Origin of the sequence: Streptococcus humanilactis (assembly GCF_019448275.1) — a bacterium.
In the GTDB taxonomy this organism is placed as follows: Bacteria; Bacillota; Bacilli; order Lactobacillales; family Streptococcaceae; genus Streptococcus; species Streptococcus humanilactis.
Window position 1 is genome coordinate 93462 of the sequence record NZ_JAHXBZ010000006.1, and the last position, 26394, is coordinate 119855.

Annotated in this window: 24 protein-coding genes and 1 pseudogene; 6 read left to right on the plus strand and 19 right to left on the minus strand. The window is 38.6% G+C overall.

Features of this window, described 5'->3' with window-relative positions; all coding sequences use genetic code 11:
- Positions 1-12: 12 nt before the first annotated feature.
- From KV696_RS08450 to rsmH, 5 genes are all read right to left on the minus strand, one after another.
- The gene (locus tag KV696_RS08450) at positions 13-2118 is read right to left on the minus strand and encodes an ATP-dependent Clp protease ATP-binding subunit (RefSeq protein WP_219967403.1); all 2106 of its coding nucleotides are present in this window, start codon (positions 2116-2118) and stop codon (positions 13-15) included.
- Positions 2119-2452: 334 nt separating this feature from the next.
- Positions 2453-3433, minus strand: a complete 981-nt coding sequence (gene mraY, locus KV696_RS08455; protein ID WP_060805257.1) for a phospho-N-acetylmuramoyl-pentapeptide-transferase — start codon at positions 3431-3433, stop codon at positions 2453-2455.
- Between the two features lies 1 nt (position 3434).
- Complete coding sequence (pbp2x, locus tag KV696_RS08460; RefSeq protein WP_219967404.1) at positions 3435-5687, minus strand: penicillin-binding protein PBP2X; 2253 nt, start codon at positions 5685-5687, stop codon at positions 3435-3437.
- 3 nt (positions 5688-5690) lie between these two features.
- Positions 5691-6008: a cell division protein FtsL gene (gene ftsL / locus KV696_RS08465; protein ID WP_219967405.1), complete on the minus strand. Its 318-nt coding sequence runs from the start codon at positions 6006-6008 to the stop codon at positions 5691-5693.
- Between the two features lie 9 nt (positions 6009-6017).
- Entirely contained in the window at positions 6018-6968 is a 951-nt protein-coding gene (gene rsmH / locus KV696_RS08470) for a 16S rRNA (cytosine(1402)-N(4))-methyltransferase RsmH (protein WP_219967406.1), read from the minus strand.
- A gap of 165 nt (positions 6969-7133) precedes the next feature.
- On the opposite strand from rsmH, the gene KV696_RS08475 reads away from it, so the two are divergent.
- The 6 genes from KV696_RS08475 to KV696_RS08500 are packed head-to-tail and all read left to right on the plus strand — an operon-like array spanning position 7134 to position 9554.
- Positions 7134-7328, plus strand: a complete 195-nt coding sequence (locus tag KV696_RS08475) for a helix-turn-helix transcriptional regulator (protein ID WP_001082472.1) — start codon at positions 7134-7136, stop codon at positions 7326-7328.
- A 15-nt stretch (positions 7329-7343) separates the two neighbouring features.
- Positions 7344-7886 carry a DUF3278 domain-containing protein gene (locus KV696_RS08480; protein WP_000712366.1) on the plus strand — a complete coding sequence of 181 codons (543 nt, stop codon included), beginning with the start codon at positions 7344-7346 and terminating at the stop codon, positions 7884-7886.
- Positions 7887-7896: 10 nt separating this feature from the next.
- A complete protein-coding gene (locus KV696_RS08485) occupies positions 7897-8139 on the plus strand; it encodes a hypothetical protein (protein ID WP_219967408.1) in 243 nt (80 codons plus the stop codon).
- A gap of 10 nt (positions 8140-8149) precedes the next feature.
- Positions 8150-8476 (plus strand): hypothetical protein, encoded by a 327-nt coding sequence (locus KV696_RS08490; RefSeq protein WP_219967409.1) that lies wholly within the window; start codon positions 8150-8152, stop codon positions 8474-8476.
- 26 nt (positions 8477-8502) lie between these two features.
- Positions 8503-9081 carry a DUF3278 domain-containing protein gene (locus KV696_RS08495; RefSeq protein ID WP_219967410.1) on the plus strand — a complete coding sequence of 193 codons (579 nt, stop codon included), beginning with the start codon at positions 8503-8505 and terminating at the stop codon, positions 9079-9081.
- Positions 9078-9554, plus strand: a complete 477-nt coding sequence (locus KV696_RS08500; RefSeq protein WP_219967411.1) for a glutathione peroxidase — start codon at positions 9078-9080, stop codon at positions 9552-9554. The genes KV696_RS08495 and KV696_RS08500 overlap by 4 nt, the downstream gene beginning before the upstream one ends.
- 142 nt (positions 9555-9696) lie before the next feature.
- Here the strand turns inward: KV696_RS08500 and KV696_RS08505 are convergent, their stop codons facing one another.
- The 14 genes and pseudogenes from KV696_RS08505 to KV696_RS10135 form a co-directional block, all read right to left on the minus strand.
- Complete coding sequence (locus KV696_RS08505) at positions 9697-9990, minus strand: DUF5960 family protein (RefSeq protein ID WP_219967414.1); 294 nt, start codon at positions 9988-9990, stop codon at positions 9697-9699.
- Positions 9983-10345 (minus strand): hypothetical protein, encoded by a 363-nt coding sequence (locus tag KV696_RS08510; protein WP_219967415.1) that lies wholly within the window; start codon positions 10343-10345, stop codon positions 9983-9985. The genes KV696_RS08505 and KV696_RS08510 overlap by 8 nt, the downstream gene beginning before the upstream one ends.
- Positions 10342-11757 (minus strand): Y-family DNA polymerase, encoded by a 1416-nt coding sequence (locus KV696_RS08515; protein ID WP_219967417.1) that lies wholly within the window; start codon positions 11755-11757, stop codon positions 10342-10344. Before KV696_RS08515 ends, KV696_RS08510 begins: the two co-directional genes overlap by 4 nt.
- 3 nt (positions 11758-11760) lie before the next feature.
- On the minus strand, positions 11761-12447 hold the full coding sequence (locus tag KV696_RS08520) for a helix-turn-helix domain-containing protein (protein WP_000284672.1): 687 nt from the start codon (positions 12445-12447) through the stop codon (positions 11761-11763).
- A 362-nt stretch (positions 12448-12809) separates the two neighbouring features.
- Complete coding sequence (locus KV696_RS08525) at positions 12810-14282, minus strand: peptide MFS transporter (protein WP_219967419.1); 1473 nt, start codon at positions 14280-14282, stop codon at positions 12810-12812.
- A 372-nt stretch (positions 14283-14654) separates the two neighbouring features.
- Complete coding sequence (locus KV696_RS08530; RefSeq protein WP_219967420.1) at positions 14655-16868, minus strand: glycoside hydrolase family 31 protein; 2214 nt, start codon at positions 16866-16868, stop codon at positions 14655-14657.
- 1469 nt (positions 16869-18337) lie between these two features.
- Positions 18338-19303, minus strand: coding sequence for a DUF6994 family protein (locus tag KV696_RS08535; RefSeq protein ID WP_219967422.1), 966 nt, complete (start codon positions 19301-19303; stop codon positions 18338-18340).
- A 99-nt stretch (positions 19304-19402) separates the two neighbouring features.
- The gene (locus tag KV696_RS08540) at positions 19403-20446 is read right to left on the minus strand and encodes a protein NO VEIN domain-containing protein (RefSeq protein WP_219967424.1); all 1044 of its coding nucleotides are present in this window, start codon (positions 20444-20446) and stop codon (positions 19403-19405) included.
- Positions 20447-20930: 484 nt separating this feature from the next.
- Positions 20931-21446: pseudogene (gene tnpA / locus KV696_RS08545) on the minus strand (IS200/IS605 family transposase).
- 214 nt (positions 21447-21660) lie between these two features.
- Positions 21661-22053, minus strand: a complete 393-nt coding sequence (rpsI, locus tag KV696_RS08550) for a 30S ribosomal protein S9 (RefSeq protein ID WP_000075964.1) — start codon at positions 22051-22053, stop codon at positions 21661-21663.
- Between the two features lie 18 nt (positions 22054-22071).
- On the minus strand, positions 22072-22518 hold the full coding sequence (rplM, locus tag KV696_RS08555) for a 50S ribosomal protein L13 (RefSeq protein ID WP_001044624.1): 447 nt from the start codon (positions 22516-22518) through the stop codon (positions 22072-22074).
- Positions 22519-22733: 215 nt separating this feature from the next.
- Positions 22734-23933 carry an ABC transporter permease gene (locus KV696_RS08560; RefSeq protein WP_219967425.1) on the minus strand — a complete coding sequence of 400 codons (1200 nt, stop codon included), beginning with the start codon at positions 23931-23933 and terminating at the stop codon, positions 22734-22736.
- Positions 23930-24823, minus strand: coding sequence for an ABC transporter ATP-binding protein (locus KV696_RS08565; RefSeq protein ID WP_084925866.1), 894 nt, complete (start codon positions 24821-24823; stop codon positions 23930-23932). Before KV696_RS08565 ends, KV696_RS08560 begins: the two co-directional genes overlap by 4 nt.
- A 608-nt stretch (positions 24824-25431) precedes the next feature.
- A partial coding sequence (locus KV696_RS10135; RefSeq protein WP_258318592.1) for a Rib/alpha-like domain-containing protein occupies positions 25432-26394 on the minus strand: 963 nt, incomplete at its 5' end.

Consider the following 26394-nt stretch of genomic DNA (forward strand, 5'->3'; position numbering starts at 1 on the left):
CAAAATTCTGTCTTAGGCTTTTTCACGAATAACCAAACCGCCATCTTCCATATCTGCTTCTAGGTGTTTGGCATCTAGGTGATCCAAATGGAAGTCTGTCACCTTATCACGAATTTCTTGTTCAACCACGCGACGGAGCGGACGAACACCCATGACTTCGTCATAACCTTCTTCTGTGATATAGTCCTTAGCTGCTTGACTGACTACCAAATCAATGTCTTTCTTAGCCAAGGTTTGGTTGACTTCAGCCAACATCAAGTCCACAATCTTAGAAAGGTCTTCCTTAGTCAAGTGGGAGAACTCAATGACTGCGTTAAAGCGGTTGAGGAACTCTGGACGGAAGAATGGTTTCAAACGGTCCATCAATTCTGGTTTGTCCGCATCTTCTGTCAAGTTGGCTTCATAGCCAAATCCAGCATTTGAGGTCGCAATAATGACAGTGTTCTTGAAGTTTACTGTATTTCCTTGACCATCTGTCAAACGACCATCATCTAGAACTTGGAGGAGAAGGGTAATGACTTGAGGGTCAGCCTTTTCAATTTCATCCAAGAGAATGATAGAGTATGGATTGCGACGAACACGTTCTGTTAAGGTATTGCTATTGTCATCATAACCCACATATCCTGCTGTTGTACCAATTAGCTTAGAAACAGCTGTGCGGTCACTGTATTCAGACATATCCAAACGGATGATCGCATCCTTGGTTCCAAACATATCTAGCGCCAATTGCTTAGCAAGCTCTGTCTTACCAACCCCAGTTGGTCCTACAAAGAGGAAACTACCGATTGGGCGATTACCTTCATCAAAACCAGCACGGTTACGACGGATAGCACGAGAAACAGCTTCAACTGCCTTATCTTGACCGATTACCTTGTCTTGCAAGCGATGAGCCATATCTTTCAAACGTTCGATGTCCGTAGCCCCCATTTGAGATACTGGAATACCGGTCATTCGTTCTACAGATTCAGCCACATCGTTGACACTTGCAGTCACTTTCATATCTTCTGTGTGGTTTTCGATTTTCTTTTCCAATTCTGCGATGCGTGTTTTATAGTTTAGAGCTGCTTCAAAATCTTCTGACTCAACAGCTTTTTCTTGCTTGTCTTTTTCTACCTCAATTTCACGTTCAACAGCATGCACATCTGTTACAGGATGCTGAGCTGCCAAGTGAGCCGCCGTAACATCGACAAGGTCGATAGCCTTATCTGGCAAGCTACGTTGTGGAATATACTGAACAGAATAATCCACCGCTGCTTTCAAAACTTCGTCTGGCAAGATGACATTGTGGTGTTGTTGATAGAGGTCACGAATTCCTTGAAGAATTTTATATGTATCCTCTGCTGAAGGAGCATTGACCTTGACTTCGTTAAAACGACGAGCAAGAGCAGCATTCTTCAAGATGGTGTTACGGTATTCGTCTTGAGTTGTCGCTCCAATAACGGTCAATTCACCACGAGAGAGGGCCGGCTTGAGAATATCCGCAAGCCCTTTAGAACCACTATCTCCACCAGTGCTACCAGCACCGAGAATTTGGTGAATTTCATCAAAGAAGAGGATAATATTCCCTGCTTCTTTGACTTCATTGACTAAGTTTTGAACGTTTTCTTCAAAGCTACCACGGTATTGAGTACCAGCCTCAAGACCAGAGATATCAATAGAAATAATTTCCTTGTTTTTAATAGCAGCTGGAACATCACCATTCACAATAGCTTGTGCTAGGCCTTCGACAACGGCTGTCTTACCAACACCTGCGTCTCCGACCAAAACAGGATTGTTCTTGGTACGGCGTGAGAGGATTTCAGATGCTTCTTGAATTTCCTTGTTTCGTCCGATAACAGGATCCAACTTGCCCTCACGCGCTTCTGCAGTCAAGTTTCGACCTAGTTTAGCAAGGACACCGTCTTGTTTCATACCTGACGTATGTTGTGGCATTTGTCCATCAACTTCTGCATTTCCTGGCAATTGACCAGTTGCACGATAGTGAGCAAATTCCTCAGGTGTGACTTCACGTCCATTAATCAAGTAACGGCGATTTTCAGAACTGTATCCTCGCATACCACCCATCAATTGGTTAAATAAATCATCCATGTTGTTAAAATTATTAAAGTTGTTATTCATATTCTTTACCTCTTTTTGTTATTTATTATTACTGATATTGACTATCTTTGACCTTTGTTTTAAAAAATTTAGACTAGCTAAATGGCTACTCTAGGTACTATTTCTGGTTTTTCTTTTTCAAGAAGGAGTAGACTATCTTTACTTCTGAAGATTTCTAGATGAAACATAGACCCCACCTCTTTCTATTTTACTTTAAATAAGTGTTCTAGTAAGGCTTTCATTTACCTTACGTTCATAATATACTACATTAGTCAGAAAAGGTCAAGGATTTTGACTTTAATTGACCAATATTTTTTAGAATGCAAAAACACCCTGAAACATCAGGGTGCCATTCTTACATCAAATATAAAATTGCTAGGGTCAAGAGACTAGCTAGAAGCCCCACTCCCCAAAAGAAGAAGTCAACCTTCCACTCGCTCCAAGGATTTCCTTTACCAGACAATCCTCCAAGTTCAAAATGGTGATGCACAGGCGTCATACGGAAAATACGTTTACCACCTGTCAGTTTGAAATAGCTGACTTGCATCATGACCGAAGTTGTTTCAAAGACATAAACAATTCCGATAATCAAGAGAGTCCATTCTTGGTGGAGGGCCATAGAGATAGCTGCCAGCATTCCACCTAAAGCCAAACTTCCCACATCTCCCATAAAGACTTTAGCAGGCTTATGGTTAAAGACAAAGAAACCGAGCAAGCCACCAATCATGGCTAGAATTACTAGAAGAATATCCATCTGACCTTGCACATAGGCAATAATTCCATATGCAGACAAACTAATCACCACTGAAATACTAGCTAGACCATCAATGCCGTCTGTCAAGTTGACCGCGTTTGAAAAACCGACTAGCCAGAAAAGGGCGAAAAGAATATAGAAAATCCCTAGATGCACTTGGTAACCAAAGACAGAAAGCATATCGCCACCGCGCTCATAGAAAAGGTAGAAAACGACCCCACCTAAAAGCTGAAGAGCCAATTTTTGCTTAGGATTCAGCCCCTCATTGATTTTACGGAAGACCTTGAGAAAGTCATCTAAAAATCCGACAAGTCCATAAAGGACCAAGATGAACAAAATCATTCCTACATTATTGCTGAATTGGCTACTAAATAGGGCAAAAAAGAAGGCAACCAAAACAGAAGCAATTAAGAAAACCAAGCCTCCCATTGTAGGAGTCCCAGCTTTTGCCTGATGCTGTTTGACATCCTCATGCATCTGCTGGCCTGTAATTTGCGCCTTTCTATAAAATTGGATAAAGGCTGGAATTCCTACTAAAGTTAGTAAAAATGTCACAATTCCAGCACTGATGGAAATAAACATATTAGTCTCCTAAAGTTAATGTAATTTTTTTAATGTCCTTGATAGCTGTATTAGCACGAACATCCTGCTTCTGCACAGTGGAGCCCGAACCTTCAAATTCAAGTTCTATATTTAACCACTTAGAAAAAGCTTCTGCGGTTGCTTTTGTCCAACCATACATATCTGGAACTTCCTCTGCTTTATCAGATAAGAGGAGAACTTGCTGGTTAGGAGCAAGATTGGTTCCTTCTTCTACAGATGATTCTTTAATCTTTGTTCCTGTTCCTACAACGATTGGTTGCACAATATTGCGACGTAAGGCTTCCGCCAAATCGCCAGGTGAAATGTCCTTGATGCTAGGCATGGCATAGGCGCTTTGATTGGTTACCTGATCTAACGTTTTAGCGGTAGATTGCAGGTTAAGGGAATCTTTCATAGCCACCGCTCTTTCCAAGATAGGGTTGGCAAATTCTCCCAACTGGATACCTGAATAATGTTCAGGTTGCTGTACCGTTACATACAAGATAAAATCAGGATTTTCAGCAGGATTCATAGTCACAACTGAGAAAATATAATTGGTAGAACCAACCAAGTAGCCTCCATTTTTCTCATCAGCGATTTGAGCCGTACCGGATTTAACTGCTACATTTTGTCCAGGAACTGTTATAATTGGCTTTCCTGTTTGGTGATTATACATAGTTCCATATAGAGGGTCCGTCCCAACTAATATCATGTTAGTACGAGTCAAGCTTGCTGCATCTTCAGATACAGGTTTTCCTACAATCTCTTTTTGAGACTTTCGTACAGACTGATTGTTAGTATCATAAATAGCACTTATAAATTTTGGCTCCAGCATAACTCCATCATTAGCAATAGCTGTAAAGGCACGAAGCATTTGTGTTTGTGTCACTGAAATCCCTTGCCCAAATGAGCTTTGCGCAATGTTGACAATATTATCCGCAGGAAGCTGACCAGCATACTCATCCGTCAAACCGAAACGGGTCGGAACACCAAATTTAAAACGATTAAGATAATCAAGCCAGGTAGCATCTCCCATCTTTTGCTCAAGGAGGGTCATCCCAACGTTACTTGAGAGTGCAAAACCTTGAGAAAAAGTCATCATTCTGCCACCAGTCAATCCTTCATTGACGTCCCAATCTCGAATCGTGACATCTGCAATTTTTAACTCACTACTATTGAAGACTTCTCCTCCTGGAAAGGTATTATTATCAATAGCAGCAGCGAGCGTCATAACCTTCATGGTTGACCCCGGCTCATAGTTACTTTGATAGAGGATATCACGCCAAACAAAGTCCTTGGTAAGTCCTTCCTTAGTATCGGCATCAAAGGTTGGTCTCTGCGTCGTTGCAAGAATCTCCCCCGTTTTAGCACTAACCAAGGTAGCCGTCATATACTTGCCTTTTACTTTTTCTTGAAAGGCATTCATCTGTGTCTCCATGAAGGACTGAAGGGTGCTGGAAATAGTCGTATAAACATCCTTGCCATCTACTGTTTGTTGGGAAACTTGTTCTGTTCCGGGGACAATATTACCCAGACGATCCTTTTCATAGGTAATGATACCGTCTTTCCCTGCAAGAATACTATTCAAGGAACTCTCCATCCCAGAAGTTCCCAGCAAACTCTTGCTTCCATCTTCATTTTCATGGAGTTGAGCTAAACCAATAAAACTGGAAGCGAATTGTCCATTTGGATAGCTTCTATTAGGGCTAGTTGTGAAGTCAATTCCTTCAACACTAGCGTCTTTTAGATCCTTTTTAATAGCCATCATATTGGCATAGGTAATTCCATTTCCTTTTGCTCCAAAGGAAACCTGGGTCAGATTTGGTTGAGCTAATTGCTCTTTCACATAAGCCTCATCCATATCCAAATACTTATGGAAAACCTCTGCTACCTTATTAAACTGGGCATCTTCTACATAAAGAATTTTACCCGTTGCTGATTTGTATTTTTTATCAATAACAGCATAGACATTATAGGAAGTTGCGTCCTCAGCAATCGGGACTCCATTTCGATCATAAATAGTCCCACGTTTGGCAGGGACTGTACGGGTTATTTGGTGAACTTTCTTAGCCTCTTTGACTAGATCCGTTCCAAATTTACTACCACTCCCGATTATAACAGCAAAATTGACCAAAAAGACAGCGAAAAGTACGACAGCTAACAAGCTGATGTACTTCCCTACTATTTTACGGTTTTCTGCTGGAGATTTACGGTTTCTAATCGCAAATCGGGTTATTCTTTTTGTCCACTTCATATCTTACTCCGCTGATCGAATATTCTCGTTATTCAATTTTAAGTCCTTAGAATTTGCGATTTCTTTCAAGCGTTCTGCCCTCAACAATTCATTTACCTCTTGTTTGGCATCATCCAACTCTGTCTTCTTCTCTTCTATCTGCGCATTGATTTTTGTCAGATCATTTTGTACTTGTAGGAGTCGAGTCTGCATAAAGATAATACTCAATGCCAAAATGAGAGCTGTAAACGCAATGGAAAGATAAAAAGCCTTCTCCACACGGGAGAATTTTTTTATACGATTCTGCAAGAATTGACTGGTTGTTTCTTTCTTATCTACCATTTTTTCCTCTTACTTGTGAATTTTTCTGGCCACGCGCAACTTGGCTGAATGCGAGCGGTTATTGGCTTCTAATTCTTCTGCACTTGGCAAAATTGGCTTACGGGATACCAATTCCATCTTGGGCTTGAGATCATCTGGGATGAAGGGCAAACCTTTTGGAACTTCAACTGTTGAAGCTTCCTTGAACAATTGCTTGGTCAAGCGGTCTTCTAGCGAATGGAAGGTAATCACTGAGATTCTACCATCCAGAGCCAACATCTCCATAGCCTGCTGGATGGACTCATCTGCCGCTCCCAGTTCATCATTGACTTCAATTCGAATAGCCTGGAAAATCTGCTTAGCAGGATGGCCCTTCTTCTTGAGCTCCTTTGCAGGTTTAGCCGACTTGATAATCTCTGCCAACTCAGTCGTAGTCTCGATTGGCTTGACTTCCCGAGCCTGTTCAATCTTACGCGCAATCTGTTTAGAGAATTTATCCTCACCATACTTGAAGAAAATACGAACTAAGTCATGATAGTCATAGTGATTCACCACTTCATAGGCTGTCAAACTAGCATCCTGATTCATGCGCATGTCCAGTGGCGCATCCTTTTTATAAGAAAAACCACGCTCACGCTGGTCTAATTGAGGACTAGACACTCCCAAGTCATAACAAATTCCATCAATTTCCTGAACACCAGCTTCGCGCAAACGTGCCTGTAAATGACGGAAGTTGTCCTTGATAAAGGTCACCATTCCCTTCTCAATGTAAGGTGCCAAGCGTTTTTGCGCATTGTCAATGGCATTCTGATCCTGGTCAAAGACATAGAGATGGCCTTTTTCACTTAATTTACTTAATAAATATTCGCTATGGCCTGCTCCACCCAAAGTCGCGTCAACGTAGATACCGTCGGGCTTTACGTCAAGCATATCAATCGTTTCGTGGAGTAAGACCGTTACATGATGAAATTCTTTTGTCATATCTTATCTATTTTACCACAAATCTGATTAGCTTGCACTAGTCAGACAAATAGGCAAAAAAAAGTAAGATTTCTTTAAAAAACATGTCAAATATGCTTGATATTCGCTCTATAGAAGAATATAATATAGTCAAATATATACGACACAAATCAGAAAGGAGAACAGATGAATCGTGTGAAAGAATTTCGCAAGGAATTGGGTATTTCCCAGCTCGAACTCGCCAAGGATATCGGTGTCTCGAGACAGACCATCAATATGATTGAAAACGACAAGTACAATCCAACCCTGGAACTCTGTCTCAATCTCGCCCGCAGCCTCCAAACTGACCTCAACAGTCTCTTTTGGGAGGAAGATTTTTAAAAAAGGAGCAAACTCATGAAAAAAGAAACCTTCACTGAAAAACTGATCAAACGCACATACGGTATTTCTGGTCCCCTTGACGAATACAAACGGCGTGAGGCCGATCGTATCGGTAACCAAGTCTTTATCGTCCTCTTTTATCTGATGATTTTCGGAAATCTTATTCCACTCCTTCTGGCCTATAAATACCCTCAAGAAGTGGCTCTAATCTATCCTCCTCTGATTTTAGTGATTGCCCTCATCGCTGCTGGCTATGTCACCTACCAAATGAAAAAAACAGGGATTACAGCTATTGATCCAGATATGCTGAGTGAGAAAGAAAGTAAGCAACTACATTACCCAGGTCTGAAAGCAGGTTTGTTCTTTGGTCTATGGATGTTTTTTATAATTCCTCTTCTCGGTATACTCATAGATGAAGGTCAGGACTATTTTCAGTCTCTTCTCACTATAAGAAATGGTGTATCAAGCATTCTCGGTTCTATTTTCTTCGGAGCGAGCATACAGTTCCTCATCTCCCGTCGCATTGCAAAAACTAAGAAAGATCAAGATGAGGATTAGGAGCCAACTAATGAAAAAAGAAAAGAAACAGTTACGTTATCCTGGTCTGAAAGCAGGTTCGATTTATGGAACAGTGATATTTTTTATAATTCCACTCATTGATACCCTAACAAGTGAAAATCCAAATTTTATCAGTTCTCTTCTAAATGCAAAACATATTTTTAAAACTATACTGGGAGCTTTCTTTTTCGGAGTGATGATACATATTGTCGACTCACTTCGTATTGCAAGAGCTAAAAAAGACCAGGATTAGGAGGTGCCCTATGAAATCACTAGTAACTTTACTTACCTATCATCTTTTGTTCAGTTCTCTGCTCATCTTCATCATCATTTCAGGGAACTTGCCAATCGACGAGACATTCCTCGTGCTAGTCTTTATTCTAGCACTTAACAAAGTACTGACTTATCTAAAGATTGACTCCCCAAAAACGCGCACACTTAACTTAGCACTATACTTTATGATTCTATCTTTTCCACAACTGATGCTCGTCTCAGGCAATTGGAAATATTATATACTGCTAACTATCGCTATCCTTTCTTCTATTACTTATCTTTATTATCTCTATCAATTCGTAAAAGAAAGTCAGTAAAACCGCTCATTTAGGAGGTTATCAGCATGAAAAAAGAAGACTTCACCACTCGCCTACTTCGAAATCTCTTTCACATCCAAGGCCCTTTTGATGAATGCCGACAAGAGATTATCTACAAGGCTTGTGCCCGTTCCATGGTCCAAATCGTTTATTCTTCCTTCATTCTCTTCTTGTTTTATCTGTTATTTGGACGCTTCATAGAAGCCGTTCGCTATGCCATGCCCTACGTTTACTCTGGACTCATTTTTTTCATTACTTTAAAAACTCAAAGAGCCGTCAAAGAACTCCATCTGGAAAAAGATGACAAGTCAGAAATCATCCTCAAAACCTACAGCAAAGCCCAAATCAAATTTCGAAGCTGGGTTGTGTTTATCGGCCTTCAGATTGGCCTCTTTACCCTACTCATCTTTCATAAAGTCTTCGTTCAGCACATGTCCCTTTCAGATTTTGGAAAGTTGCTCATGCAATTCGATAAAAGTGTTCCTTTCCTGATGTATGGCCTGATTATCGGTAGCATTTTTGGAACCCTGACCTACGGATTTCTATCACTACAGGAGGAGAAAACTCCTAAAAATACCAAACAGAAGGAGAAAAGCAATCAATGACTTCACTATACGATTTTTCAGTCTTGAACCAAGACAATCAAGAAACCCCACTAGATGCCTATCGTGGTAAGGTTCTCTTGGTTGTTAATACTGCTACCGGATGTGGTTTAACGCCCCAGTACCAAGGACTCCAAGAACTCTATGACCGCTATCAAGAACAAGGTTTTGAGATTTTAGACTTCCCTTGCAATCAGTTTATGGGACAAGCACCAGGTAGCCCTGAGGAAATCAACGCCTTCTGTAGCCTACATTACCAGACCAGCTTCCCACGTTTTGCCAAGATCAAGGTCAACGGCAAGGAAACAGATCCCCTCTATGTCTGGTTGAAAGACCAGAAATCTGGCCTACTAGGAAAACGAATCGAATGGAATTTCGCTAAGTTTCTCATCGATCGTGATGGGCAGGTCTTTGAACGCTTCTCTTCCAAAACAGACCCTAAACAAATTGAAGAGGCCATACAAACCCTACTATAATTTCACAATCTCACTATGATTAGTTCTCCTTTAGCCTAAGAATAGTGAGATTTTTTGATTGGCTTTGACTTAAATAGAAAAACACTCCATGATATGAAACATGAAGTGTTGTAAAAATGATACATTCATAGCAGACAAGGCACTACTGACTGCTATTCTTGACCCCTGAGTATGTATAGGTCTTATTTCTGGGACACGCTTTTTCCGTTACCACCCTAAAATAAAAACGATGTACCCACCCATCCTTGGCATTTTCCTTGTTTAAAACAAAGTAGTTTTTCTGATTCATCGCCATGGTTCGTAAGATGTCATCAATCAAGAAAGTCAAGGGCACGTTCATGGCAGAGTATTTTTGGAAATCCTCTTCAAAACGAATATAGTCATCTGAAAAATAATCCATCTGCAGTTTGTTTTCATACAACTCTTTTCTAGTCATACACTCCCTCCTCCCACAGCCGAATTTCTAGGATATCTGCAACCTCTATCAACCTATATCCCTCGTTTGTCCTAATAGATAGAGTTTGAGGTGATAATTCGCTCACTTCACCTATGATCGTGGTTTTCTGCTTCTTTTCCTTGACCACAAAACTTCCCTTCAGTTGGCCAACATAAAGCTGAGAAAGCAAGTGTAACTTCTCAACTGGGGTCAAATCCGTCGAAAAATCAACACGATTTTTTTCTTCACTAAGTGAACTGGTGTGTTCTGAAAGATAAAAGCCCATCCACTTCTGCATCCCTGGATCTTGATAATCTCGCGCAGATTGAAAGGGTAAATAAGAATGATCAATCATTGTAATCCATCTATTCCTCCAGCAGAATGTCCCCCAATCAGCTTGCTTCTGACAAGACTCCTAGAGGCTTCTTCCAGTGCATTTGCTTTTAAGAGTGAAGTGAAACCAAATTGTTCCCGAATAGAGTCAATGGCCGTCTGGAGCCTTTCTTCTTTTTCTAACTTGTCAACATCATCAAAAAGGGAAATCAATCCAAAGGACTCGTCTACAAAGTCTGAATAGTTAACTCCGACACTTCTGACCGCTCCAGAAGTGTATTTGTCATGAAATAACTTCAAAACATAATTCGTTAAGACAGCTGTATTATTGGTCGGTTCGACCTTCATTTGTGTGTGAATAGACGACCTAGCCTCCTGTTTAGAGAAACCGACATAGATAGAAACAAGGGTTGTTTTCTTGCCCGCCCTTCTCAGTCTAATAGCCACCTGCTCCGCCATTTCTCGGAGAATAATTTCAATATCCCGTAGCTTCACGTAGTCTCTCGGCAAGATTTGAGAATTCCCCAAGCCCTTGGATTTGGCCTTATAGGGCTTATGAACATTGCTCTCATCAATTCCGTTAGCATGAAACCATAAACGCAAGCCAGCCTGACCCAGAACTTTCTTTAGCTGGTCAGGATTGCTTGTGGCCAATTCCTTGATGGAAAAAATCCCCAGAGCATGCAAGCGTTCCTCCATCCGCCTGCCAATCCCCCAAAAATCCGTCATCTTGGGAATGGACCAGACCTTCTCTTCCACATCCTGGTAAGACCAGTTGGCCCTCATGGTCGGAGTGTGCTTGGCCTCATTATCCAGAGCCAACTTGGCCAGTAAAGGATTAGCATTTGACATGCCCACTGTAGAGTAGATCCCTGTCTGCCTCCAAATATCCCTCTGAATACGAGCAGAAAGCATATCCAGCTTGTCTTTGCGAGAAAGACTCTTATCTGGGATGAAATAGTTGAGCGAACTAGTCAGGTCAACAAAACCCTCATCGATAGAGTAAGGATAAATATCATCTGGACTGCCATAGTTTTGAAAGATTCGCTGGATTTCCATATTGACTGCGATGTACTCATCCATCCTAGGTGGCACAATCAAGGTCACTTGAGCCCAATCTTCGATGTAGCGAACATAGTCTGAATCAGTAGGCAACCCCTGCTTTCTAGCATTGTAATAGGAAAATTTTCGCGTTTTGATATCAAAAGGCAAATCATAGGCCCGACCAACATTTGACTTGCCAAAAATCTTCTTAAATAGGGGAGAGGAGGCTAGGATAAGACCAGTTGAGTTATCCGCGCGACTCATAACACAAAGCGAAGTTTTCAGCGGATGTAAGCCCCTTTTCACGCACTCAACACTAGCATAAAAAGATTTCATATCGACAAAGGCAATGTCACTTTTGGGTTCTCTGGAATAATCAAAGTAGCCCATAGGCTAGCCCTCCATCGGCACAAAGTTCCCAACGATAATGCCAACAATCCGAGGATCTTCCTCGTAGGAGATGAAAATGTCCTTGTATTTAGGATTGATCGATACCAGACGCAAGCCATTCTCCTCTCGATAGACCCGTTTGATATAGGTCTGGTTGTTGCAAACCACTGCATAAACCGCCCCGTCATAGTCAAATCCTGTCTCTCGAATCAGGGCCACTGAACCATTTTGGTATTTAGGTTCCATGGAGTCCCCAGACACCCATGACGCAAAATCATGAGCCAACTCCTCATTAAAGTAAACCGTATCAAAATTCCGATCATCGTAGACCGAAGCTCCAATCCCTGCTGACATGCGTTCATAAACACGGTACTCGTAGAGGCGCTCTGGCATAGCTGTCACTTTCTGGGCTTGCTCCTCTTGAGCCAGGTTGCGAGCATAGAGAACAACCTTCTCCCGCCCTTGCTTGGAGAGGCTATGGTAGAGACGGACAATCTCGATCTGAGTAAAATATCCTTTGGGTACCTTTAAAATGTTCTCTAACTGGGACACCTTCTCCTTAGACGGTTCTTTGATTCCACGTTCCCAAGCTGAGTAAGCCTGGAAACTAATCCCAAGTTGCTCTGCAATTTCCTTCTGTGTCAGTTTTAACTCTTTCCTCCGAGCCTTTAATTTTTCTGGTTGATACATACTTCACCTCCTATTATGATGCTTTAATGGACATTATCTCTCTTAGAAAGACTAATCGATGCTTGAATCCATAATTTCAAAACTCAACCATTATGGTTTAGTTTTATTATATAAAAAAAGTAGACAAATGTCCACTAGGAAAAGCAGAAACATCGTGAGTTTTATACTCAATGAAAATCAAAGAGCAAACTAGCCGCAGGCTGTACTTGAGTACGGCAAGGCGACGTTGACGCGGTTTGAAGAGATTTTCGAAGAGTATTAATCAAACTAAAAGGACCTAGCCCTATACAATACAGAACTAAATCCTTTGAATAAATAATTGATCTAACTTTTAAAATTCCTACAGAAATTCCAGTTTTTCTCTATTTGATACCAGACATTAGTTTTTCAATACGTGGAACGTAGAAGAGTAAGATAATACCGAATACAATCGTAATTCCTCCAACAATTCCATAGTAAGCCACTTCAGTTTCGCTTGTATAAAATTTTACAATTTGAGCATTGATAGCTTGGGCAGCTGCATTACTCAAGAACCAGATAGACATCATTTGTGCTTGGAAGGATTTTGGTGCTAGCTTAGTAGTGACTGATAGACCAATAGGCGAAATCAACATCTCCCCCACAATCACAATAGCCCAACTCATAATCAACCAGAAAGGACTGACCTTAACATCTGTCCCAAAGAGCATCCCTGGTAACATCATCCACAAGAAGGATAAACCTGCTGCTAATAAACCGTAAGCAAATTTCTTAGAAGAGGACGGTTGCTTTTTACCCATTTTCCCCCACAACCATGCAAAAATCGGAACATAAATCATAATGAAAAGTGGATTGATACTTTGGAAAAAGCTAGATGGGAAATGAATCTGATTCCCAAATACATTAAAGTAAAGTCGAGTCTGATCATCCGCAAATAGAGCGAGAACAACAGAACCCTGCTCCTCAATAGACCAGAAGAGTACTCCAGCGATAAATAGAGGAATGTAGGCAAATACTCGGGATCTCTCAGTGGCAGTTATTTTCTGACTAGATAAAATTTTGAAGAAATAGTAGATTGGAATGATTACCGCAATCACTGTAAAGATATTAACAATCATATCCACGTTAAACTGGTGAGTAAAGACTAAACCTATAACCACGAGAATAACCATGACAAGTGTAAACAACAAACGTTTAATCAAGGTCTGCTGCTCCTTCTGTGAAAGGGGATCAGTGGGGTAAAGGCTTGATTCAGGCAGGTATTTCTTCCCATCCAAAACATACTTCACCAGACCAAAGAACATCCCAATTGCAGCTAATGAGAAACCTAGATGGAAATTGACTTCCTGACCTAGATAACCCACTAGATAAGGAGCAACAAAGGCACCTAAGTTAATACCAAAGACAAAGATACTAAAACCTGCATCCCGTCTATCATCCTCTTTCTCATAAATTCCCCCAACCATATCTGAGATATTGGGTTTTAAAAATCCAGTTCCAAAGATAATTAAGGCAATAGAAAGATAGAGAGCCACTTGTCCAAAAGGTGTTGCCAAAGCAATATGTCCTAGCATAATCAGAATCCCACCGTAAAAGACAGTCTTACGGCTTCCTAAAATACGGTCACTGACAAAACCACCGATAACCGAGGACAAAAATACCAGCGAGCCATAAATAGCCATAACCGATGCAGCTGTGGTTTTCTCCATCCCCAAGCCACCATCTTGCACACTATAGTACATATAGTAAAGTAGGATAGCTCGCATCCCATAGTAAGAAAAGCGTTCCCACATCTCTGTAAAGAAGAGGGTGGACAAGCCCATAGGATGTCCAAAAAATGTTTTCTGTTTTTCCATATATATTCTCCTTTAAAACATAATAACTCATTTTACAGAATTTTCAAACGAATGTCAAACAAATTATGTTTATTCTAGAAAATTTTCTGAAAAATCACCCGTCTCATACTTAATTCCATCATAAAAATCCATTTCAGACTAACTTCCACTTCGGTCAGGCGAGCGAAAGTTACTTTGAAAAATCACCTTTAAAAATTTGCTCTTGTTTAGTTAAAAAATGTTTCAAACCTTGAAACATACTTATCCTTTCCTCTTCAGTAAACAAAAAAATCCCTATGCCAAACTTGTAATTACTAAAATACAAGCCAATAAGCATAGAGATGTAAAACTACTACACATTAAATAATAAAAATTGTGTACGAAATGTCTCAATTAGTTTTCGCTAGTAAATATCATTTCCAACAAACGCCCTCTCAATTCCTTATCCTGATGATGCAAGATATTCATTAACTCGTGAGAATTCTTGGCATTGATGAATTGATTTAACAATCTATCTTTTAATTCATATGGAAGAGAGGCCGTCTTTAGTAGTCTAAAAACTTCGTCATTTAGGGATATCCTTTTATTATCTTTACATTCAAATCTAGCTGTATCATTCTTATTTGGCAATTCAATTATAGACACATTCGCTCCTTTAAAATGAATTCTATGTCTTCTATTGCTTGGAACGATACTAGAATCTCCTTCTAATGCTAACTCTACCATTCCCATTTCCCAGTCGATTGATAATCTTGTTTTATATCTTTGACCATTTTGATCTTCAATCATTTCAAAAGAATGTTGTTTGCCTGGGAATACATACCAATCTACAACTTCAGGTAAATCAACACCCATATCTATCTCAGAACCAACCAAGGGAATGATTGCACCACTTTTTGCAAACACAGGTATAGTCGAAATGTCTCTATAAACACTTAACTTCACACCACCTGTGTACTTTTTCTCTGAAAAGAAGTCATACCATTCACCTTCAGGGAACCATACATCTACTTTTGCAGATTGGAATGCCAAATCCATCTTTTCTACAACGGGAACCACCATCAGTTCTGTTCCAAAAAAGTATTGATTTGGAACATTATAGCTCTCATCATTCTCTGGATAGAAATAATACATTGGGCTGATTAATGGGGCACCCTCCTCGTGTGTCTTTACATTCATAGTGTATAGATAGGGGATCATCTGATGTCTCAAACGAAGGTATTTCTTCATAATCTTAGATGTTGTTTCTGAAAAAAACCAAGGTTCTTTACTATTAAAGGAGCTTCTAGAACTATGTAAGCGAGTAATCGGACTAAAAACGCCAAACTGTAGCCATCTGGTTTGTAGCTCTTCGTCATAATCCCCCAGCATGTGCCCACCGATATCATGGCTCCACCAACTATAACCGATATTTGATGCTGTCGCCGTAAAATAAGGTTGAAATCTTAAGGAATTCCAACTAATAATGGTATCTCCTGAAAAACCAACAGGGTAGCGATGACTACCGGGACCTGCATATCTTGATAAAATCAAACCACCTTCTGCATTTTTACAACTATCCTGATAGTGATAATGGTTTAAAAGCCACAGTGGATCCAACATGCCTTGTGTCCCTTGTTGCCAGTCAATCCACCAAAAATCTACTCCCTGCTTTTCTAGCTCATAATGAACATCTTTAAAGTAAGCTTCCCTAAAAGAGGGATTAAAAAAATCAAAAATGGCTGGTTCCTCTAATTCTACATTTAACCCTAATCGTTTGGCAACTCTAGGATAAGCTTCTTCATAAGCCCGTATACCATCAGCAGGATGGACATTTAAAGAGAGTTTTAACTTTCTATCATGAAGTTGTTGCAATAACTGTTCTGGATTAGGTATTAAGTTTTTATTCCAACTATATCCTGTCCAGCCACTTCCAAAACGAGCTGGAATGTCAGTTATATGCCAATCCATATCTAAAACACCGATAGATAATGGAATTTTCTCTGTTTCAAATCTGTCTATTAAATCCAAGTATTCATCCGACGTATAAGGCCAATACCTACTCCACCAATTGCCTAAAGCATATCTTGGCAACAAGGGTGTTGAACCAGTCAAATGGTAAAAGTCTCTGATTGCTCCTCTATAATCATGCCCATAGGCAAAGAAATACAGGTCAATTTGATTTTCTCTCTCAATATAACCAGACTGTTCATCCCAAATAAATCCTTGAGAATCATCCAGTAAGGCAATACCATTTCGGCTAATAATTCCATCTTCTAATGGGATTGCTCCATCTGCCTTATCCAGAGTCCGAGCTGTTCCTTTTAACGTTTCAATAGATTCACCAAAATACCAGCGACTACCATATACGGCAAAATTTCCTTTTAATTCTATAAATAAATTTTCGGCGTTAAATTCTCCTTTATTAAAGTGCAGATGAAAATAGTCCGTCATAATATCTAGTACGTTTGATGTCTCGATATAATCTAACGAAACTTGGCCAAAATCTCTATTATAGATAAGTTGTGTCGTTCTATCCTCAAAACTTCCAGTTTGAGAGTATTCTAACCTTACTAGCTTGTCTGTTAATACAGAGATTCTATAAAACTCTCCCTTAAAAATTTTCAATTTGTTTCCCTCCTTTTATGGTAGCATAAAAACAGAACGCACCATTTTTGATGCGTTTTTCATTATTCTGAATGCAATGTTCTATATGTTATATCTATGACAAATAATAGTCAATTGAAAAAATGTAGTGGACAAAATATCTTTTAACAAACCAAGAGTTTATTAAAGAGTTATCACTTTTCAACCTTTCTAAGCCTATGTAGTTGTGAAACAAACTACTTTTAAACTATTAACTAAGATAGGATTGATATATAATTTCAAACTCTTACTAGCAATCATACGATATTCAAGCTCGCGTGCTTTTTTCCTTCCTGCTTATTTCTTAGAACTGAAGAAGCTGGATAGATATATAAATTATCCGAATCAATATCGTCATAAGACTCCTAACATTTACGCTTCATTAAGTCATCCCCAGAGCAAGAGCTTCATCTCGCAATGTTTCAACACCACTAACCGTAGATCGCCATCCTTCAATCATATTTGTACTTAGAGCATACCAAACACTCTAAAAAACAGATCAGTTTTCAAAAGCTACTCCCATGATTGTCATCTTTTCTTTATCTATATCTAAGGACATATGCTACTTCCTTTAGTTACATTATACCATGTTTCTCTGTAGCTTTTAAAAATTTTATTTTGTTTGTGATATCTAAATTTTCAGCACATTTAGCCTATTTTATAAACTTCAAACCCAAATATGAAAACGCGTTTTTTTCCTTTTTAACTAATGATACTGAGTAAAAACTTAACTTCAGGGGAAAATGAAGTAAGACTAGACAAAATTCAAAGAGCAAATTCGAAAACTGATCTCGTACAACTCAAAATACTGATTTTAGACTGAAGATAATGCTAGAATGCTAATTAATGTTTTTGTAATAAAGAGCTGACAACTTATGTTGCTTTTGATCTCTTAAGAGTATAAAAAGAAACAATAAGACAAACTTTCGAGTGATTTGAAACGTTGATAGTATCGTATTGATTAACATTTTGAGGCAACTGGTCTTGTCCGGTTGCAGCCATATTTGCAAGCGACTAAAGTCGCAACAACTGTGTCAATTGCACCAATTTAGTAAGAAAGTACAAAAAGAACACCCCGAAAGGTGATCTTTGTAAGTATAGTAATTCTTTCGAATTAACGTTTACTAAATTGTGATGCTTTACGAGCTTTTTTCAAGCATTGTTTAATATAATTTTACATTAAAGTGTTTGAAAATAACTTGATATCAATATTTAGAGTCTGGGACAAAAAGATTTTGATTTTAGGAATTCTTTATTATAAATTTTAAAAATCGATAGATTAGATAAAAAATCGAACAATACAGAATTCTGATTGTCAGATAACTCGTTTGGTTCGCTTTTTATATTTAAGGTTAGACTTTTGTCCCAGACTCTTAAGAAAATTTGAAAAAATTTGGTTGCAACAGGGTAATTTCTTAATACTTTTTATTTCCTATAATAAGCAAGCGAAATCAATCCCTACTACTTCTCTCTTCTTTATAATCCTGTATGTATTCTTCCATTAAACATGTCCTTTTTATTATCATGTTTTCTAATCTCTCAATCATATTTAACAATTCGTTTAGATTGAGTTTCTTGATCTGGCTTGTCCTATTTTTGTATTTTTCCACCTCTTCTTCACAAATAGCTTTACCAGTCAAGATATTAATCGGCATACCGTTTTCAACAAAATTATCAAACATAAAATACTCAATAAATTTCTCAAATGTCTCAAAATGTTCAAGCCAAGTTCGTATCCCGTCTGTGTTATTTTGATAAAGAGTAAATAAGATATCATCCTTATATTGTTCTTTGTTATATTCTCCATCTAAAGCATGTTTTATTTCTAATAGTGTTAAATCCACTCTATCTTCTATATAAGAACCTACCCCACGATTTAAATTATACTTACTATTCCGATATCCTTCACTTTTATTCGGTACAGGCCAAATAAAAGATCCACCAAGTGTTCTGGTATTTTGAACATAATCAATTAAAATGTTTAAAACTTGCTTTCTCTCAACTTTAGATTCGTTAGATTCACTCTTAGATAAATAATTAATTCTAGCTAAGGGATACTTGAGATGCCCATAAGTTTGCCGATAAATACCTTCATTCCCGGAGAAACCAAATTGATCTGAAGTTAGTCTGAATAACTCCTCATCATCTTGTTTCACAACAATTTTATACTCGTCATTGTCTTTTAAGTTTTTCTCATCATCAGTGGTTAGTTTAGCATTTTTAGGAGGAACAAAAGAGAATTTATTTTCATAACAACTTTCACTCTCTCTCTTTTTTAGAAATTCTGTTAAAAAATTATAATAAGGTGTATTGATATCATCTATACAGTCGGGATCAACATATTTGCCACCATTTAACACACTTTTATAATAATCACCAAAACCTTCACACTGATATATAGTCTTTAATTTCTCCATTTTAAAATATCATCCTTACTTAATTTCTAAAATTACGATCCACATTGCAATTATCCCTAAAAATTAAATTACTAGCCCAATTATACATAGTATAGAACATCAATAATTTAGATAAACTTTATAAGAACTAGGAACTAGCTTAAATGAGTTTTCCGTAATAGGTCCATCATAAATTTTAATTTTGCACTGTTTTGATTCAATATTTAAGTCATAAACAAAATATATTTTATATGGAAATCCAGCGCGAGATGCCTCTAATTCATTAGAACTCAGTTCAAAACCATCCGAAAACTTTAGTTTTGATGCTTTCACTTCAATATGGACTTCTTCTCCATTTTCATCCCAAAAACAAATGTCATAACCAAGACCATCACCTTTTGTTTTTGATACATGTTCAGGTAGTTTCAACCCCTTCTCCTCGGCTTCCTTACATAGTAAATCAAAGACGATTTCTTCACCTGCCACACCAGTCCTCTGTTTTGATTTATTTTCAAGTTCCCAATCAATTTTACGCCCAGTAAATTTATGTTTCTTAGGTTTGGTTGAACGTCTAGGTCCATCTTCATCAATAAGTACTGTAAAATCCTCTACATTTTCAAATTCTTTGCATTCAGCAGCTGTAAAATCAGGATTAACTGACGTGCGATAGATAGATTCAATAGAATCAATAGAAATAATTAGACGATCTTCCATTAGTGCTACAAAGTCTTCATATGAGATTTCATTCATTCCGTATTGATCCCAAAAATGCAACCATGAATTTGTTTTTTTTCGTTTTTTCTTACTCGGTGTTTTCCATTCGTAATTTTCAATAAAAGAATCTCCCTGTCTAATTGGAGGTTCTATCTTGAAAGCATGTGAAATTACTGCAATAACATTACCGTCCTCATCTGGTTCGGAAATGCTCTCGACATAACCTCCCCCGTAAATTTCCCATTTACGATCTTTAGTAATTTTACCTGGATGGCGGTTTAATACAACAGCTCCCATCTTTAATTTCCCATATTGATGAATATTCCATCCATAACTAGTTGCATCATCTGCATATTTCAATTGACCATCATCTTCTATTTTCCCATGATCCAAAATAAATGCTTTTTGACCTTCAACAGCTGGTGGTAATAATTCTGAAATAGTATACATATTTTATCTCTTTCTTTTTCAGTCGGAACATTTTTTCGTTCTGATTGAATGATACTAAAAATATTAAACATTGTCAAATCAGAATATTTTTTTGTTCTGATTGAAATTTTTAAATGCAGTTCAGGTTATTTTTAATCATTTGAGAATTTTTAATGCCTCTTTATATTTTTCTTTGTTACGATATAACTATGAAAAATATTAAAGAAAACAATATCCGCAAGACATTATGTCATATTGAGCGCCATTGCAAAAATATAGAAAATAATCATGAAAGTGGATACAGTAAAACTGAGTTATTTCACTTAAAATCTAGCATTGAAACACTAAGTCGAATTTTGAACAATCATGACCACCCGTCAAACGGGTGGTTTGTACCAGGGCTATAAGCCCAAATTACCAGCCAGCGCCTAAAGACGCTGGCTTTCACTTTGTTCAAGCCTTATTGCTCTTGACTCGTCACTTGCCTCTCAAAGAGGCTTTAGTATTACTTACCACTATCCCTAAAGGGATCCTCATATTCTTTTACACTTAATTTATCTAGTGCTATATCATGCTTTACTCGTTCTCAAATTTTCATACTCGTGAAGAAATCATCCACTGGATAATTTCTTTAATCTTGTATATATTTCTTAATCGTGGCTTCATTGAGTCCCACCGTACTTACATAATAACCTTACGCCCAGAAATGCCGATTCCCAAACTTGTACTTGAGGTTGGAGTGTTTGTCAAACATCATGAGTGCACTTTTTCCTTTTGAATAACCCATGAAACTCGAAACACTTGTCCTTGGTGGAATACTTACTAACATGTGTACATGGTCTGGCATTAAGTGACCCTCGATAATTTCAACTCCTTTATAACTACACAAGCGATGAAATATTTCGCCTAAACTACTTCGATATTGATTATAGATAACTTTTCGTCTATACTTAGGGGTGAACACAATGTGATACTTACAGTGCCACTTTGTGTGCGATAAACTATGAGCCTTTTGTGCCATATTTTTCTCCTTTCGCTTTACAATTGGCTTGAATACCTTTATTGTATCGCGTTCGGAGTTTTTTTGGTATAACCTTCGACGCGCACCCGCATAGCGGGTGGTTTTTTTGTCTCGCACCTAACGGAGCGAGACGAACTAATAGTCACATAAACAAAAAAAAGACATCCAAGAGATAATTCTTGAATGTCTGTAAACGTTGATATAATCGTATTGATTAACGTTTTGAGAACTGGCTAGCTTTACGAGCTTTCTTAAGACCTGGTTTCTTACGTTCAACTTTACGTGAGTCACGTGTAAGAAGTCCTGCGCGTTTCAATGAATCGCGGAAGTCTGGGTCTACTTGAAGAAGAGCACGAGCGATACCGTGACGGATAGCTCCTGATTGACCAGCGTATCCACCACCTACAACGTTAACGAAAACGTCGTATGAACCTGCAGTTGAAGTAACTGCGAATGGTTGGTTGATTACAAGACGAAGGTCAGCGTGTGGGATGTACTCTTCAACATCTTTTTTGTTAACAGTGATTTTACCAGTTCCTGGAACAAGGCGAACGCGTGCAACAGCGTTTTTACGACGTCCAGTACCTGCATATTGTGCTTGTGACATACTTTATTGTTCCTTTCCTTAGATAAGTCCTGAAATGTCAAGAACTTCTGGTTGTTGTGCAGCGTGAGTGTGCTCAGCTCCAACAAATACTTTCAACTTCATACCTTGAGCGCGTCCAAGAGTATTGTGTGGAAGCATACCTTTAACTGATTTCTCGATCAAACGTACTGCATTTTTAGAACGAAGTTCACCTGCAGAGATTTGTTTCAATCCACCTGGGTGGTTTGAGTGAGTGTAGTAGATTTTATCAGTTGCTTTTTTACCAGTCAATTTAACTTTTTCAGCATTGATAACAATCACAAAGTCACCTGTATCAGTGTGTGGTGTAAATGTTGGTTTGTTTTTTCCGCGAAGTACGCTAGCAACTACTGCAGAAAGACGTCCAAGTGGTACATCAGTTGCGTCAACTACGTACCATTTACGTTCAACTTGGCCTGGTTTAGCCATAAATGTTGTTTTGTTCATGATTTCTCCTATATATAGTTCGATTTTTGTTTACGGTGATGGGTGTTCCTTCCCATCGAAAAGTATTTGGAAGGTTCCGGGGCCTTTCAAATGGGGTAAACAATACCGCCTACTATAATACCAAATTTCACCCCTAAAAGTCAATAGATATGAAAAATATTTTTCTGAATTCCACTCTTTTTATCTCTAAAAAACCTCGCTTTCGCGAGGCTCTTCTATTTATAAGATAAGGCACGTTTAAAGGTTTTCCAAGGACCTAAATCATCTGTTTGCAGAACGAGGCTAGCATACATACGTCCGATAAAGACTGTTGCCGTTACTGCAAAAGCAATCGTAATAGCAAGCGAAATCCAAGCTTCTAACCCATTTGCATAACCATTAATAGCTCTAAACGGCATGAAGAAAGTCGAAATAAAGGGAATATATGAACCAATCTTCAAGATGAGATTGTCACCAGCTGCACCTAGAGCTGTCACTCCAAAAAAACCACCTATAATCAAAATCATCAAAGGCGACAAGGCTTTTCCTGAGTCCTCAGGACGAGAAACCATAGAACCTAAGAAGGCTGCTAAAACAACGTACATAAAGAGGCTAACCAAGACAAACAATAAGGTGTTGAGCGAGAAAGCCTCTCCTATATGGTTTAAAATACCAGATTGTGCCAATATTGGTAGGTCTTTAAAGAGAAGAAGGGCAGCAAGTCCACCCACGACGTAAATGCCAATATGGGTCAAAATCACAAGAAGCAGAGCCAGCATGCGAGCATAGAAATAGTGACTAGCCCTTATGCTAGAAAAGACGACTTCCATAATTTTGGTGCCTTTCTCACTGGCAACTTCCTGAGCAGTTACACCCGCATAGGTAATCAGAATCATATAAAGAAAGAATCCTAAGGCGCCTGCTGCCATTGTTTGAACAAACTTTTTATTTTCCTTGGCTTCATCAATCTTTTCTGTGAATTGAACTGTCTGTGCTAAGCGTTTTTCCTGCTCTTGAGACAAGGAGGCCGTTGAACGATTAAGCTGATTTTGCAGTTCATTGAGTGTACCTGTAACTGCAAATTTAATTCCATTTTCAAGCGATGTTTCGCCATGATAAACTGCCTTTAGAACACTATCTTCTTGATCAATAGTCAGATAGCCTTTTAATTTTTCATCTTTAATCGCTTCTTTGGCACTTGCTTCGTCTTTATAGTCAAAGTTAACACCATTTACATTCTTCAGTCCTTCTGCTACAGATGGCACTGTTGTCACTACTGCCACTTTATCATTTTTAGCCATAGAAGAGCCTTGGAGATAGCCAATTCCTCCAGAGAGACCGATAAACAAGAATGGTGAAATCACCATAAAGAAGAAACTCCACGATTTGACATGTCGAAGATAGGTTTCCTTCATTACAACCCACATATTTCTCATACTTCCACCCCTGATTCTAGTTTAAAGATTTCATCAATTGTTGGCGCTTGTTGATCAAAGGTTGCGATATATTGCCCCTGAGTCAAGATTGGGAAAAGCTCCCTTCCAGCGCTCTCATCCTCCAAGATTAATTTCCAACTGCCTTGTTTGGTCAAACTCACCTGTTTGACATGAGGAAGATTTTCCAATTCTTCCTTGCTTCGTTCACTTGAAACAAAGAGACGCGTTTTCCCGTATTGATTGCGAACATCCTGAACTGGTCCATGCAAGACCACACGACCATCTCGAATCATGAGAATATCGTCACAAAGCTCCTCGACGTTGGTCATGACATGGTCAGAAAAGATAATGGTTGCCCCACGTTCTTTTTCCTGAAAAATGACTTGCTTGAGCAATTCTGTATTGACTGGGTCCAATCCACTGAAAGGCTCATCCAAGATAATCAAGTCTGGCTCATGAATCAGAGTAATAATGAGCTGAATCTTCTGCTGATTTCCTTTTGACAGACTCTTGATTTTATCAGTCAGCTTCCCTTTCACTTCCAACCTCTTCATCCATTGAGGGAGTTTTTCCTTGATCTCCTTGGCATCCATACCTTTTAGAGTCGCCAAGTAGCGAACTTGTTCAAGGACTGTCAATTTAGGCATGAGACTGCGTTCTTCAGGCAGATAGCCAATCCGAGCATAGGTCTCCTGACGAATATCCTGACCATCCAGACTAATTTCTCCTTGATATTCTAAAAACTTCAAAATACTGTGGAAAATCGTTGTCTTCCCAGCACCATTTTTTCCAACTAGTCCCAAAATACGACCTGGTCGCGCTTGAAAGTCAATACCAAACAAAACTTGCTTGGATCCAAAACTTTTCTCTAGACTTCTTACTTCTAGCATCTTTCACCTCCGAAATGTCTTGCACTCATTATACTCTTTTTTGATAGCCTTTACAATGGCTTCTGTCCATTTTTATCATCCTCATTTTAGTAAAAAATCTTAGGGTACTTTGAGTTATGAGTACATTATACACTGGTAAACTCCAATTTATCACTTCCGCTCCTCAACTGTCCATTTTTAATCCTGAATTGTTATTTGAGCAACTCCTTTATTCCAAATAGCTTTTCCCTAAAAATCATTACATCATATGTTATCATTTGTCAAAAATAAAAATCTTATCTATTTACTTTGACATAAAACATCATCAAATAGCAACTATTATCAATTAAAACATTACTTAACAACTATCGTCCTCTATATGACTACCATCTTTGAAGAATTACCTATCTCTATATGAATAGTCATTCCTAGACCTAAAAATTTTGAAATCAAGTTAACCTAAACCTCTCATTATCTCATGAAATTTAGGATTTAGATTCACTGATCAATTTACCTGTATCAAAAATCTCCTAGCAGGCTTTCCTGCTAGGAGATTTTCTTGTGAGAGATACTTGTTTAAGCTTTGAAAATCGGACTTATCATCTGATAATTATCAAATAATCTACCAATTAAGCTTCTTCGTCTTCTTTACGACGACGGCCTGCAAGACCGAGACCAAGTAATGCACTTGCAGCTGCTGCTACCATAGCCACAGTAGAATCCACTGTACCTGTATTTGGCAATTCTTTAGCCGCTTTACGCGCATTTGCTTGTGCTGATACTGTTTGGCTAGCATTAGATGCTGCTTGAGTAGTAGCTGGAGCTACAACTGTTGTTTGCGCAGATTGGTTGTTAGCTGGAACTACAGCTGGTGTTTGAGCAGATTGATCGTTAGCTGTATTTGCATGATCCGTTGATGGAGCAACTTTCGCCATGAAGTCTTCGATACGTTTAACCATTGCATCCACTTCTGCTTGAGTTGCGTCTGCATTGGCAAATACTTTCTTAGCATCTGATAATAATGTATTCGCTTCTTTTGCAGTTTCTGCATCAAGCTTAGCTGATTCTTTAAGGAGCAATTCATCTAATTGATGGATAGCAGCTTCTAACTTAGCTTTATCCGCTTTCGCTTCAGTGTTATTAGCTCCGTTATTTGCTCCATTTCCTTCATTTCCATGATTTTGTGGAGCAACAACTTCAACAGGTACGTTTATTTCTTCTACACTGCCATCTGATAACTTAAGTGTTACTTTAGCTACTAGTCTACCTAAAGCTGATGTTGTAGGTTTTTCAATTTTAATAACCTCTACATCCTTCGGTAAGTTTACTTTAGATAATACTTCTTGATCTGTTAAAGTTTCTCCTTGTTTAACAGAGACAAATCCATTGACTAATAGAGATGATAAGTCAAATGCTTCTACTTCATTAATTGCTGCATCATCTTTGTAAATGTCATTACGAAGAATTCTATCTACTTCTGCTTGGTCAGTTGCTGCCTCAATAGCTACTTTCGCTGCATCTGCTGCCGCCTTAGTTGCTTCTTTAGCCTTCGCTTTTTCAGATTGACTCAATTGATCATTCGCATCAATCTC

What these genes read in the sequence shown, in the direction of transcription:
- KV696_RS08450 (WP_219967403.1), bottom strand. Translation starts at nt 2,118, where the DNA reads ATGAATAACAACTTTAATAATTTTAACAACATGGATGATTTATTTAAC.
- mraY (WP_060805257.1), bottom strand. Translation starts at nt 3,433, where the DNA reads ATGTTTATTTCCATCAGTGCTGGAATTGTGACATTTTTACTAACTTTA.
- pbp2x (WP_219967404.1), bottom strand. Translation starts at nt 5,687, where the DNA reads ATGAAGTGGACAAAAAGAATAACCCGATTTGCGATTAGAAACCGTAAA.
- ftsL (WP_219967405.1), bottom strand. Translation starts at nt 6,008, where the DNA reads ATGGTAGATAAGAAAGAAACAACCAGTCAATTCTTGCAGAATCGTATA.
- rsmH (WP_219967406.1), bottom strand. Translation starts at nt 6,968, where the DNA reads ATGACAAAAGAATTTCATCATGTAACGGTCTTACTCCACGAAACGATT.
- KV696_RS08475 (WP_001082472.1), top strand. Translation starts at nt 7,134, where the DNA reads ATGAATCGTGTGAAAGAATTTCGCAAGGAATTGGGTATTTCCCAGCTC.
- KV696_RS08480 (WP_000712366.1), top strand. Translation starts at nt 7,344, where the DNA reads ATGAAAAAAGAAACCTTCACTGAAAAACTGATCAAACGCACATACGGT.
- KV696_RS08485 (WP_219967408.1), top strand. Translation starts at nt 7,897, where the DNA reads ATGAAAAAAGAAAAGAAACAGTTACGTTATCCTGGTCTGAAAGCAGGT.
- KV696_RS08490 (WP_219967409.1), top strand. Translation starts at nt 8,150, where the DNA reads ATGAAATCACTAGTAACTTTACTTACCTATCATCTTTTGTTCAGTTCT.
- KV696_RS08495 (WP_219967410.1), top strand. Translation starts at nt 8,503, where the DNA reads ATGAAAAAAGAAGACTTCACCACTCGCCTACTTCGAAATCTCTTTCAC.
- KV696_RS08500 (WP_219967411.1), top strand. Translation starts at nt 9,078, where the DNA reads ATGACTTCACTATACGATTTTTCAGTCTTGAACCAAGACAATCAAGAA.
- KV696_RS08505 (WP_219967414.1), bottom strand. Translation starts at nt 9,990, where the DNA reads ATGACTAGAAAAGAGTTGTATGAAAACAAACTGCAGATGGATTATTTT.
- KV696_RS08510 (WP_219967415.1), bottom strand. Translation starts at nt 10,345, where the DNA reads ATGATTGATCATTCTTATTTACCCTTTCAATCTGCGCGAGATTATCAA.
- KV696_RS08515 (WP_219967417.1), bottom strand. Translation starts at nt 11,757, where the DNA reads ATGGGCTACTTTGATTATTCCAGAGAACCCAAAAGTGACATTGCCTTT.
- KV696_RS08520 (WP_000284672.1), bottom strand. Translation starts at nt 12,447, where the DNA reads ATGTATCAACCAGAAAAATTAAAGGCTCGGAGGAAAGAGTTAAAACTG.
- KV696_RS08525 (WP_219967419.1), bottom strand. Translation starts at nt 14,282, where the DNA reads ATGGAAAAACAGAAAACATTTTTTGGACATCCTATGGGCTTGTCCACC.
- KV696_RS08535 (WP_219967422.1), bottom strand. Translation starts at nt 19,303, where the DNA reads ATGGAGAAATTAAAGACTATATATCAGTGTGAAGGTTTTGGTGATTAT.
- KV696_RS08540 (WP_219967424.1), bottom strand. Translation starts at nt 20,446, where the DNA reads ATGTATACTATTTCAGAATTATTACCACCAGCTGTTGAAGGTCAAAAA.
- rpsI (WP_000075964.1), bottom strand. Translation starts at nt 22,053, where the DNA reads ATGTCACAAGCACAATATGCAGGTACTGGACGTCGTAAAAACGCTGTT.
- rplM (WP_001044624.1), bottom strand. Translation starts at nt 22,518, where the DNA reads ATGAACAAAACAACATTTATGGCTAAACCAGGCCAAGTTGAACGTAAA.
- KV696_RS08560 (WP_219967425.1), bottom strand. Translation starts at nt 23,933, where the DNA reads ATGAGAAATATGTGGGTTGTAATGAAGGAAACCTATCTTCGACATGTC.
- KV696_RS08565 (WP_084925866.1), bottom strand. Translation starts at nt 24,823, where the DNA reads ATGCTAGAAGTAAGAAGTCTAGAGAAAAGTTTTGGATCCAAGCAAGTT.